11 protein-coding genes and 2 pseudogenes are annotated in these 12,373 nt (G+C 32.7%); 3 read left to right on the forward strand and 10 right to left on the reverse strand.

The window, feature by feature from the left end; translation table 11 throughout:
* Window positions 1-72: 72 nt before the first annotated feature.
* A complete protein-coding gene (locus ACFVT8_RS06845; protein WP_387082832.1) occupies window positions 73-786 on the reverse strand; it encodes a 2OG-Fe(II) oxygenase in 714 nt (237 codons plus the stop codon).
* Window positions 787-955: 169 nt separating this feature from the next.
* On the opposite strand from ACFVT8_RS06845, the gene ACFVT8_RS06850 reads away from it, so the two are divergent.
* Window positions 956-1,867 (forward strand): DNA glycosylase, encoded by a 912-nt coding sequence (locus ACFVT8_RS06850; protein ID WP_387082834.1) that lies wholly within the window; start codon window positions 956-958, stop codon window positions 1,865-1,867.
* 454 nt (window positions 1,868-2,321) lie between these two features.
* Here the strand turns inward: ACFVT8_RS06850 and ACFVT8_RS06855 are convergent, their stop codons facing one another.
* Both ACFVT8_RS06855 and ACFVT8_RS06860 read right to left on the reverse strand, forming a co-directional pair.
* Window positions 2,322-3,077, reverse strand: a complete 756-nt coding sequence (locus ACFVT8_RS06855) for a class I SAM-dependent methyltransferase (RefSeq protein WP_387082835.1) — start codon at window positions 3,075-3,077, stop codon at window positions 2,322-2,324.
* 199 nt (window positions 3,078-3,276) lie between these two features.
* Window positions 3,277-3,396 (reverse strand): annotated as a pseudogene (locus ACFVT8_RS06860) (SRPBCC family protein); the annotation flags it as partial.
* Between the two features lie 206 nt (window positions 3,397-3,602).
* Between ACFVT8_RS06860 and ACFVT8_RS06865 the strand changes: the two are divergent.
* Window positions 3,603-5,027: a VanZ family protein gene (locus tag ACFVT8_RS06865; protein WP_387083377.1), complete on the forward strand. Its 1,425-nt coding sequence runs from the start codon at window positions 3,603-3,605 to the stop codon at window positions 5,025-5,027.
* Here the strand turns inward: ACFVT8_RS06865 and ACFVT8_RS06870 are convergent.
* The 5 genes and pseudogenes from ACFVT8_RS06870 to ACFVT8_RS06890 all read right to left on the reverse strand — a co-directional run.
* Window positions 5,024-5,215, reverse strand: a pseudogene (locus ACFVT8_RS06870) (hypothetical protein); the annotation flags it as partial. The gene ACFVT8_RS06865 and the pseudogene ACFVT8_RS06870 sit on opposite strands and share 4 nt — an antisense overlap.
* 19 nt (window positions 5,216-5,234) lie before the next feature.
* Complete coding sequence (locus ACFVT8_RS06875) at window positions 5,235-5,750, reverse strand: hypothetical protein (protein WP_387082836.1); 516 nt, start codon at window positions 5,748-5,750, stop codon at window positions 5,235-5,237.
* 215 nt (window positions 5,751-5,965) lie between these two features.
* Window positions 5,966-6,892 (reverse strand): ABC transporter ATP-binding protein, encoded by a 927-nt coding sequence (locus ACFVT8_RS06880; protein ID WP_387082838.1) that lies wholly within the window; start codon window positions 6,890-6,892, stop codon window positions 5,966-5,968.
* 11 nt (window positions 6,893-6,903) lie between these two features.
* A complete protein-coding gene (locus ACFVT8_RS06885) occupies window positions 6,904-8,115 on the reverse strand; it encodes an ABC transporter permease (RefSeq protein WP_387082839.1) in 1,212 nt (403 codons plus the stop codon).
* A 16-nt stretch (window positions 8,116-8,131) separates the two neighbouring features.
* Window positions 8,132-9,256, reverse strand: a complete 1,125-nt coding sequence (locus ACFVT8_RS06890; RefSeq protein WP_387082840.1) for an ABC transporter — start codon at window positions 9,254-9,256, stop codon at window positions 8,132-8,134.
* 200 nt (window positions 9,257-9,456) lie between these two features.
* Here ACFVT8_RS06890 and ACFVT8_RS06895 point away from each other — a divergent pair, with 200 nt between their 5' ends.
* Complete coding sequence (locus ACFVT8_RS06895; RefSeq protein WP_387082842.1) at window positions 9,457-9,840, forward strand: hypothetical protein; 384 nt, start codon at window positions 9,457-9,459, stop codon at window positions 9,838-9,840.
* 184 nt (window positions 9,841-10,024) lie between these two features.
* On the opposite strand, the gene ACFVT8_RS06900 is transcribed toward ACFVT8_RS06895, so the two are convergent.
* On the reverse strand, window positions 10,025-10,918 hold the full coding sequence (locus tag ACFVT8_RS06900; protein WP_387083378.1) for a cation diffusion facilitator family transporter: 894 nt from the start codon (window positions 10,916-10,918) through the stop codon (window positions 10,025-10,027).
* Window positions 10,919-11,566: 648 nt separating this feature from the next.
* Window positions 11,567-12,370, reverse strand: a complete 804-nt coding sequence (locus ACFVT8_RS06905; protein ID WP_387082843.1) for an arsenite methyltransferase — start codon at window positions 12,368-12,370, stop codon at window positions 11,567-11,569.
* Between the last annotated feature and the right edge of the window lie 3 nt (window positions 12,371-12,373).

Raw genomic sequence — 12,373 nt, forward strand, 5'->3', positions numbered from 1 at the left:
GGTAAAAGCCCGATTGGTTTAACTAATGATCAGTGTGGGATGAAGAAAAACTCCACTGATCAAAGTTTCACTTTATTTAGAATCATGAAAAATGATTCCAAGACCGTATCGTTCGCCAGAAGTAACCGTACTTACTCCGTGACGAATCGTATTTTTGTAATATCCTCTTTTACCTTGAACAGGTCTATGGTTAGTAGGAAAGATCAGCGCACTGCCTTGTTCTAAAGTAATTACATGTCCCCTACTCTGAGCACGAGGAATTTGTTCCACTAAAAGAGATTCTCCACCGCTAAAGTCTTTATCTCGTTGGTTTAATACAAATACTACTTGAAACGGGAAAAATATATCGCCATATAAATCTTGATGTAAACAATTAAACCCGCCTGTTTCATACTTTAATATTAAAGGTGTCGGTCTAGTTTGTTCATATTCTTCACAGATGTTTAAAAAATCTTGAAGATGATCTGGAAACTGTTCTGTTTTATTTAAATACCCCAACCATCGATTGGCTGTTTTCGCTAATTCTGGATAAAAGGACTCTCTTAGACTTTGGATGATTTCAGGTAATGGATAGGAAAAATATTTGTACTCCCCATTCCCAAAGCGATATCTTGTCATATTAATTGTCGTTCTGTATGACTCTTCCTCACAATACAATTCCATGAAGAATTCACATTCCTCTTTTGTTAAAATCGCTGGAAGCTTTGCAAATCCTTGCTCATCTAATTCATTTTGAATTGAATACCAATTTAAGTTTCCGACACGTGTTTTTATATATTGGACCATTTTTATCCACCCCTATTTAGCATTCTTGATAATTAACACTATAACCGCATAATTAGAAAAAAATAAGATGTTTAGAATGTAATAGCAAGATAACAAAATTAGTAAAGATTATTATGTGATAAAGTAAAATGGTAAAAGAAAATCGTAATAAGATGAGGAGAATGAAAAAGTGACATGGCATGAAGTCAATGATGTGATTGTAATTACATTACCTGAAAATTTTGATATGAATGCTAACCTAGGCTATCTAACAAGGGAAAAAAATGAATGCATGTATGAAATAGAGAACGATATAATTACAAAAGTTATAGCCATTGGGGAAATTCGGTCCTTAGTCCAGCTAAGCGTAATCAATAATAAACAAATGGTAGTTCAATTTCTAAATGATTCTAGACCTATTGAAAAGTGGAAGCGGGAAGAGATTGTAAAATATATTCATGAATGGTTTGATCTTGATAACGATTTAACGCCATTTTATGAAATGGCAAAAGTAGACCCATTACTTAAAATGCCTGCCCAAAAATTCTATGGATTGCGAGTTGTCGGCATTCCCGACTTATTTGAAGCTTTATGTTGGGGAGTTTTAGGACAACAAATTAACTTAGCCTTCGCGTACTCCTTAAAGAAGCAATTTGTAGAAGGATTTGGCGATTCTATCGAATGGAATGGTAAAAAGTATTGGGTGTTCCCATCATACGAACGAATTTCACAGTTAACACCTAACGACCTAGCAGATATTAAAATGACGATAAAAAAAAGTGAATATATCATTGGGATTGCCAAATTAATGGCAAGCGGAGAATTATCGAGGGAAAAATTAATGAAAATGAACTTTAAAGATGCTGAAAAAAACTTAATTAAAATACGAGGAATCGGTCCTTGGACAGCCAATTATGTTCTAATGCGCTGCCTCAGGTTCCAGACAGCTTTTCCAATCGATGATGTGGGACTTATTAATTCGATAAAATTATTACGTAATATGGATCGAAAGCCTACGAAAGATGAAATCTTAGAAATATCGTTGCCATGGAAAAATTGGGAATCATACGCTACCTTTTATTTATGGCGTGTCCTTTACTGAATAATTACAACTAAAAAATGAACTTAAAAACTTAATCTCTGTATTTTTGTAATAAAGTTTCATTAAATTAATGTGATATGAGAACAAATATAAAGAGCATGTTTTGAAGAAGATTGATCGAAACACGCTCTTGTTTGTATGTGGGCAGATTATCTAAAAGGAAAAGAGCCACCCCTCCATCATAGTATATGGAAAACGGTGTATCTGCTTTCCATAAGAGGCCCGCTTAAAAGATATCAAAGCTGCTTAATTCAATAATCCTAAAATGTGTAGCTATGTATGCAAAGAATTCTTCAATTACAGTTTTATGAGATAAATAAAAGGCATCGAAATGGGGTTCCCATACCAATTTACCAATGCTGTAGACCCTGTAACTAGTGCCAAACCCCGTACTAAATTTAGTACGAGGTTAAAAATATAATTTTGATGTAAGATAAACCTTATATTCGGATATTTAGACATTGCCAAGATAACTTCTTGTTATGTTTTTGAGAACAATTTTTCCATTCTCGCTGTATTTTTCGAATAACTCTGACAGGAGAAAAACAAAACGTTTATACTCTTCGTCATTTTCTTTTGGAGCATAGGACGCTGACAAGTTCCTTCCCAAAAAACCTTCATAATCAAAAAGCAAATCATTTTGATGCTTTTTATACTCATACTTTCCATCCTTAAAAAAGTTGTTAAATACTTCTGGAGTCTCCTCTATACCACCGCTAAATCCTTTGAAATTTGAACAGATCTTTTGGCAAATTTCTGCATTCTCTTTAATAATCGGACTAGTTAAATCTCTGCTATTCCAAACAAGAGCAACATTTGCCCTTTGTTTTAAAATCCGTTGACATTCGATTTTGAATGCTTTTTTATCAAACCAATGAAATGCTTGGGCAACAGTTACTAAATCCACACTATTCCCTTTTAAAGTGGTATGTTCAGCAGTTGCTTTTATTGATTTAAAACGAGAATATAGTTTTAACGATTGCTCAGCTATCTTTAGCATGTCATCATTTGGCTCAATTCCAATAACATTTAAATCTCTTTCAAGAAGCTGACGGCTAAATATCCCTGTACCTGAACCAATATCGGCCACAATCCGATCCCCTTTTAATTGATTAGATGATAACAAATAATCAATATATTCATGAGGATAATTAGGGCGATATTTCGCATATATTTCTGCCTTATCGGTAAAATTTCCTGTTGTTTTCACATTACTACCTTCTTCCCCACAATATTATAACCAGAAATATGAGTTCGTCAAAATTGCTTTTGTAATAAATACTTAAAAGTCGTCACTAAAGTTACAGTCGAATTTATATTCCATCTCTCCCCAATCCCTCATAGAAGTGGGATCTAAGACCGCCCATTCTCTGTTCAACACTTATGAAAAAATAGCCTTCACTTCATCATGATTTACCGTTAGTATCATCCTTAACGTGGATTGTAAATAAATAATTAGTAACCGGAAAGGGTGCTTTCAAAATTGAATAAGTGTAGTAGTGCTTCTTATCATTGAATACTTCTAAGGGCTTTACAACATTAGGATTTTCCTTTATTTATGATTAAAACACAAATGAAAGCGTAGCAAGTTCTTAAGAAAATCTTCATAAATAACCTATCTAATTATTAATAATTTCCATTTACAATAACAAAGGTAGGAAATATTAGATGGTCTTTTTTTCATGTAGATCGCAAAATATCAAAATAAATACGTTAGGAGAGCTTCACCTTGGGAATGACAGATATTATTAGTAATGTTCGGTATTTAATGTTGCCGGTATTAATGATTATTGGAATAGAGTTTATACTTATCGCACTATATTATTTCTTTTATTATAGAAAACAAACGTCAGATCGAAAAAAACAGATTCCTATAAAGAAACTTGTTCTTGTTGCAGTCTTCATTGGATATATTATTTTTGTTTTGGAGTTAACTGTTTTTGGTCGTGGCACTTCCCATTACTTGCAGATGAACCTTCAGCCGTTTAGTGGTTATATTGATGCATGGAAAAAATACTCTTTACGTGATCTTCAAAATTGTATTTTTAATATCTTAATGTTTGTTCCACTTGGCGTTTTTTTACCTTTAGTGAACTCTAAATTCAAAAAATTTAAGTGGCTTGTTCTTGTAGTTGTAAGTGCGACGTTATCTATAGAAACGTATCAGACTCTTTCAGGATCCGGGATATTTGAGCTTGATGATTTATTGAACAACTCACTTGGTGGTATTATTGGATACCAGTTATACAGACTAGGGGCTTCCATTGCATATCACAAAAAAGTAAAGATCAAAAGTCTAGTCGGAAACCTTGCTATTCCTCTATTGATGGGTTTGATTTTTGTTGGAATGAATATTGTCTACGCCCAACAGGAATTTGGTCATTTAGCAATAAACGCCTATACAAAATCGAACATGTCAGATGTGCATGTATCAACTTCACTGAAATTAAGCTCATTACCAACAGTTGCCCCAGTATATAGGAAAATAATTGAAAGTGATGGAGTTGAAGCCCTGTTACAAAATAAATTAGGATTATCAGAGGTGAATGAACAGGTTTATAGAGATGATCGTGAGATTCTATTGGAGGACAAAGCAGGGTTCCAATATACGTTGTTTATAAGCTCAGAGGGAAACTGGTCATTAAATGAGAATAATTATAAGCCAGGGCAAACTTCTTTTTCAGGGAAAGAGTCAATGATTGACAAGGCAAAAGCAATGATGGACGATTTTGGCATACTACCTCAAGATGCTGAAATGACTGTATTGGAGACTGGAAAATTTGAATGGAAAATTCAGGATAGTACTAATTTAAACACTGATTATTGGACAGGAGATATCATGCTTGATCTTAAACAAGATGGCAGTGTCTCTTCGTTAGAATATAATTTCCGTAAAAATCAATTTAAACGAGAAGTGAACATACTGTCTCCTGCAGAAGTGTATGAGCGAATAAAAAATGGGGAATTTCCACAAATACCATATAATGCACTTGTGAATGAGGAAGATCTTGTTATAAAAAAAGGAGATCAACTTGAGATAGAATTAATCGAGCTTTCGTATATGTATGACACGAAAGGTTTCTATCAGCCAATATATAGAGTTTCCGGAAAGTATAATGGGAATGATTGGTTTACCTTAATCCAGGCAAGACAGTCCTAACGGTAATCTTTAAATGTGACCCTTAAAAGTTTAAACACGGTTATCTCATTAGGAAGCGGTTTAGGCATGAGTATCGGGCTCATGCCTTTTAATTTTGACTTAATTTTTTTGTATTGTAATACGTTATATATTTTTTCTAAATGCTCTACACTTTCAAAGTCTTTAAAGTATAGAAGTTCCGATTTCATAGAGGTTTGCGGTGCTTCTTTACTCCCTTCCCCCTTGTACATTTCTATTTCCTATATTATTTTCGCGAGTATCCCATAAATAAAAAGCTAAGGCAATAAAAATTGAAAAACTGATAAACATGAAGAATGTATTTAAATTAAAATATTGGTTGTTTACATGAATAGTTAGTCCTGTTGTAATGTCTTGTAGATACTGATTATCTACTTCCCCACCCTCTTTAATTAATGCATCTTTAATAATATTACGATAATTCGCTAAAGCGATTCTTTGATAAATAAAAGCAATCGTTAAGTGAACGAAAGTCAAAATTATTCCAACAATTGAAAAGCGTTGATTTATTGAATGCACTCGAAAAATTCTTCCCCATAAGAAAACCATTAGAATGAACAGTGGGATTAATATGGTAACTACTATCAATGCTGGATTCCCATTGCCAGAAATAGTACCTGGTCTCGTAGTCATTTGGTTCATCAAATAAAACAGTAACAATACTACTAAACTTGTTATAAAAAGTTTAAGCTTTGCACCTTTCAAATTAACATCCCCTTTCAAATAATTTTTTAAAAGAGTATATAAATAAAATGAATATCAACAATTAAAGCCCTTATAAACGACGAATAAGGGCTTTTATTTTGCTACTATTGCATAAAAATATAATAAAATTATTGTACTAAGCTACTCCAGTCCTAGGCTCTAATTTGACCATGATTTTTAATTCCTTCACTACAACATGGACGAGTCTTTCTTGTTTAACTGGCTGGCACATTTTTACCTTCATGATAATACATTGAATACAAATCATTTAATGTAACTTTCCCAAATGCAAAATCCACCACATTTCTCTCAACTAGAAACGATGTAAGCGAACTTAATAGACTTGCTTCAGAACTTGGTAAATGAATTAGTGACATGCCGTTTGAAAGTGTTTGAACTTCTAGATTTGGAAAAAGCTCGTGAAGCTGTTCTTTGATACTATTACCCATATTTTTCACGCGAATAGTTTTAATATGTGCTTGACTAAAACCTTCTATTACTTGATTGGTATCAACTAACTTTCCATCGTTAAATAAGAAAATTCGGTCTGCGTATTTCTCTAAATTATCAAGTAAGTGGGAGGCAATAATAATAATCTTACCTTCTGCCTTTTTCTTTAATAATATTTTCGAAATAATTTCTACATTATTTGGATCAAGTCCGTTCATTACCTCGTCCATCATCATAATTTCCGTATTTGTGACAATTTGCATTGCAAAACATAAACGCTGGCGCATACCAAGGGAATACGTGCCTGTTTTTTTATTCACATAATGCCCCATATTTAATGCTTCGATTGTTTCGTCAATTAGTTTTAAATCCGATTGCCACATTGTTGCAAACATTTTTAAATGCTCGCGCCCACTTAAGTGATTATACAAGTCACTTTGGTCTGGCATCATCGTCACGAATTTATGAATTTTCACTTCGTTTGATTTATTCGTGTAACTTAGCCCATTTTTAAATACTACCTTTCCTTTCAAAGGTTTCACATAATTCATTAACACATTCATAAATGTGGATTTTCCCGTCCCATTTGGTGCAACAAGCCCAATCATTTCTCCTTGCTCAAATGTCATTGAAATATCATTTAACACATTAATTTCCCCAAATTGCACTGTAATATTTTGAATTTCAATCATCTTTATCCCTCCTATTTAATTAGCTTATATCGCCTATTCAATGCAATAAGTATCATTAAAAAAATGACAATCCCCGCTAGTCCAAGCAACAACTGTAATCCTAAAGTAAAATCTAATTGATTGTTCAAATAATAATAATTTCGCCATTTTGAAATAATTTGTCCGACTTGAATGTAAGATGTCGGATAGTTTTGAACGTCCCAAAAATAGCCAATGTAACGGCTGGAATAAAAATTCTCACCAAAAATAAGGAGCAAGCCAACAGCGAAATTCACCATCTCGGTGCGGAATATAATACTGCATAATAGTACAACGTTGATAATGACGATAAACCAGGTAAAAAGCAAAATGAAGGATTGTCCTAAAAACGTACCTAATGTCATCATTTCAAATCTTCCTTCCACACGCCAATCGAGATGCGCTGCATACACGGGAGATGGTAAATTGAAATTCCCAAAACCGAATTGTAAGCCTATGATAATGATGCCAACTATAAGCGGTACAAATAATACCATGCTACCTAGTAGTGCAACGAACATTTTCACAAGTAGCTTTTTCCAATCACTAATTGGAAATCCCTTTAAAATAGATGAATGACGTCGATCTTTTTTTACAATATCAATTGATAAAAGAAGTACACAGACAATTAAAATAATCGGAAGTACTCCCTTTAATAAGCGTTCGAACGTTTGAAGTGCTGTGCGTTGTTCAAACATTTCCAATGATAACTCATAATCCGCTTTCGAATAAGTATCATAACGGAAAGCCTGTTCTAAATAGGCGTAAAAGGCATCATCTGCTGCATACTTGTTATTTTTTGTGAAATACTTTGAGTTATATGAAAATACCTCATTTCTATATGTAATCGAATTCGTAAAGTAGTACCAATCGCTAGTTAGATCTGCATATTTTTTTAAATTTCCCTCATCTAATGCATCTAATCTTCCTTTATCTATAGGGTTAATTTGCTTATATATTTCAAGTGCATAAATAATGGAAGGATGATGCCCACTTAAATCTTGTCCTTCCATATGATCTAAAAATTCCTGACGTGTCAAATAGCGCGCTTCAATTTCATCATAGTCAACACTTTCGATTGGATTGTAAGTTGGCGCTATTTTAAATACATAAAAAAAGGTTGCAAAAGCAAGTAAAAAATAAATTGCTAAGTTTTTCCTATTCGTAAAAAACTGCTTAAATTCAAATTTAAAATAACTCCACATGCTTATAATACCTCCCTTATGCCCTTTTGATTTTTCCAGTTGAGAAAAATGTTTTAATAACGAATAACATTAAAATGATACTTATACAGATAATGATTAAGCCTAAATTCATAGTAATATCAACAGGCTTCGCTAAATCTACTGGTAAGCCTTGTAAAATATCATTGAAGTTCATAAAATTAAAAGGATTATATGGGATGAAACTAATAAGAGATGGAAAAATCATTGGTAAAAAGAATACTATAAAGTGTACAAATAATGTTAAATACATATTTTTCAGTAGCACATTTAAAATAATCGACAACAGCATGACAAAAATTGAAATGACTATCATATAACCAACGCTCATAGCAATATATTGAATCGTAGAAATTAATGTGGCATTTCCTACATATATCCCTATAGGCTCTAATGGGTTACCAAGTCCATTTATGATCCACAATGGAATTGCGCAGATAAAAATGAGCAAAATGCTTGTAAATATAGATAAAAAAGCAATTATACATTTAGATAAAATATAGTAATCAAATCGAACAGGAAAGCCCTGAATTATACTAGAATGCTCAAAGTCATCTAGTAAAATAGAACTTGTATGGAAGCTAATAAATATGTACCAACCTGCCCCAACGTGAAGAAAGAAAAATAATAAAAACGGCATGTACTGAAATAAATCGGATATTATATACTTTCCTTCATCAATCATTCTCTTAAAATAAAGGTAGTCCATAGAATTTTGCAATTTAGAAGGTAATAATTCTGCAATATTTTCGTATCCTTCTAATTGGAATGCCTCTTGTCTTAATTTTGCGAGTTGAAGTGAAGTCTCATAATACATAGATTGTTTGTCCATCGTTAATGCTGCTATTTGTAAAGCAATATTACTTTTTTGTTTAGTTAAATTTTTATATAAGTCGCTTCCGTCACCCGTTTCTGAAGCATCTTTAACTTGAAACTTTGATAGTATAGCTTGTGCTGAATAATAATCCCCCTTTTTCTCAACAAGTTGATTACCAAGAGCTTGTGCATTTATATAAAACATAAAGCCAAAAACGATAATGATTACAGCGACTAGTGCGACTAAATTTTTCCTATTCGCTCGCTCAATAACTAGACCTACTTTTAATGCTCTTAACACCGGCATCCTCCTCACTTTTAATGAAAGCATTTACAATAAATGATAAGGTATTGTGGATATTTTTTCAATTTTTAGATTTTTAAGGTTTAATATAAAATTTAGATATTTTGAATATTTAATTGTTTGATTAAAGCAGGTGTTTTTTTACAGAGTGAAGAATTACTTAACTTATATGGGGAAATGATCAATTCAGAGGTGATGATAAGGTGAAAATAAAATCAATTTTGTTTTTATTTATTTGTTCTATATGGTTAGTAGCTTGTAACAGTAATAAAGTAACAACACCAACTATAGAAATTCAAGAATTAATTAATTTTGAAGAAGTAAAACCCGACACATTACAATTAATTTCTAATGCGAAGGATATAAAAATTATAGAGAAAACATTTAAAAAAGCTAGAGAATTTGGTGAAGTAGATAACAAAATAGTTCCGCAATATAAGATCAAACTAAACGATGATGAATTCTATTTATGGATTGACAATACAATTACAGGGACAATAGCAAACGTAAATAGTAGAAATATGTTTTACAATATCCTAGCTACCGACGAATTTAAAAAGGCCATTAATTATCAAGAACAAAAATAAATTACTTTCTAAAAAAATGAGCCAAGCAATCTTTCTGTTAGAATGAAAAAAAGAGCATAGCCTTTACTTTATGTAGTAAAAGCATGCTCTTTAATTTTTACGTCATTTATTAAATTTAGTTTATTGGATTTACCCTGTGCGCTTTATTACTAACTCTTTAAGCTGCACACTATTGTAAGTACTTTTAATCCATATAGTAAGGATTAATATGAATAAGGACTTCCCCTACATCTGGATATTTATTTAATATTGCATTTTTTATATCACGTGCTATATCATGGCCTTGTTTAATCGTTAAATCATGATTAAGTGAAAGACGAACGTCTAGAATCTTATAGTGCCCATGTTCTCTTGCACGGATTCTATCTATTCGTTTTACTTGATTAAATTCATGGATAGTGGATTCATATTCGTCTAAAAGATACTGATCTACGCTTTTTTCCATTAAAATATCAACAGAAGGTTTAATTAATTCCATTGCGATTCTAAAAATAAAATAAGCTACTATAGCACTTGCGAGAGCATCCGCGTATAACAAAAATGGCCATCCAATTGCATTTCCTATAATCGCTAAGAGGACTCCAATAAATGCTGCAAGGGAAGCAACAATATCACCTTTATGATCATAAGCAATCGCTATAATAGCCTTACTATTCCACTTTTTCCCCTGTTTTATGGAGTATCTATATAATATTTCTTTCGCTATATAAGAAATTATGGCTACTATTAATGCACTGTACTGTGGTACACCGGGTTTATCAAAAAATGATAAAACTGCTTCTACGAAAATATAGAGTGAAACTAATATTAGAATAATTCCGACGATTGCTTCACTAATCACCTCTGCCTTACCATGCCCAAATGGATGATCCTTATCAGGTGGTTTATTAGAAATACCTACAACTGCTAGCACAGCAATCGAAGCTACTACATCTGCCCCCGAGTGAATTCCGTCTGCAAATACTGCCTCACTACCTCCAAAAAGGCCAAAGAATATTTTACCTATCATTAAAATTAGGTTGGATACAAGTGCAATCCATGCAACTTTTTTGCTAATTTGTTCTCTTTCACTAACCATAACCATTTATTTCTCCTCCAATTAAGAGTTTTGTAACTAAAAAGAGGGAAGAAATTCTCCTCAAATACCCTTAATCTGCTTCTTACAATTAATACTCAATTATGATATCAGACGAATATCGAGTGGGTCTACAACAACCTTTTTTACTATCTCTAAATAATTTTAGAGAATAAAAATAAGTTGCCTAAGACCAAATTTGTAACTCATATTTAATTTGTATATATTGTTAGGAGTGTGAATATTTATCAAGGAGCCTCGCTGGACATTATGGGTGACCTATGGTTGATGTGTGTTAGGACTGATTATGGGCGTTGGTTTACCACCTGATAGCTGTGGTCAAGAAATCGATCAACTGTTCCATCGTTCCGTCTTTCGAGGGTATACTATCCATCTCATATAATTGAGCTCTTGTACCTTGATGTCTTTGGCAGTAGTACAGCAAGAACCATTTTGTTTAAAAACGTTAAGTGTTTTCATAATTAATTCTTTCTTTTCTATAAATCATTAAATATAACCATTCTCTTATGTATAGGGTATTTTTTACGTCTAGCAGAAGCTAGACGTAATTTTTTGTTTTCAAATAGGTTGTAAGGCAATTAACATGACTATGTTAAAATCTAGAACGGTTCAGTCATCGTTATTTATCTCCTATTTAACAGCTTGTATAATTGCTGAGACAATATAATTCTCTAAATCATAATTAGGTTCCCATTCACGAATGAATTCTTTTGAATCATCTTTTGGTACTATTGAGATATTTGTAAAGCCTGCATTCTTTAAAAGTGCTTCATATTCTTCTATCGAAATAGCACCAGAGATACATCCGGAATATAAATTCATATCTGATAAATAACTCTCTGGTAAGGCAGCAGTTAGAACAACATCTGAAATCGCTAGGCGACCACCTGTTTTTAAAATACGATAGGCTTCTTTAAATACCTGTTGTTTGTTTGGCGATAGATTGATTACACAATTTGAAATGATAATATCAGCTGTATGATCAGCAACAGGCATATGTTCAATTTCACCTAAACGGAATTCTACATTTTCAAAACCTGGTTTTTCTGCGTTACGACGCGCTTTTGAAATCATTTCAGGTGTCATATCAATGCCAATTACCTGACCTTCTTTCCCAACCTTTGGTGCAGCTAAGAAGCAATCGAAACCACCTCCAGAACCTAAATCAACAACAGTTTCTCCATGCTTCAAATCCGCGATAGCTTGTGGGTTACCGCAACTAAGCCCCATATTAGCTCCGTCAGGAATAGAAGTTAGCTCTTCTTTTGTATAGCCCATTTTTTGCGAAATTTCTTCAATTGAGATATTTTGGTTATCATCTGGATTACAACAGCTAGAGGCCGATGTACAGCATCCTTGTGTGCTGTTTAATTTCAAGGCTACTTTCGCATAATTTTCACGTACATTTGTACGAATATCATCTTCTCTTTTCATTTA

Origin of the sequence: Lysinibacillus sp. NPDC058147 (assembly GCF_042884205.1) — a bacterium.
In the GTDB taxonomy this organism is placed as follows: domain Bacteria; phylum Bacillota; class Bacilli; order Bacillales_A; family Planococcaceae; genus Lysinibacillus.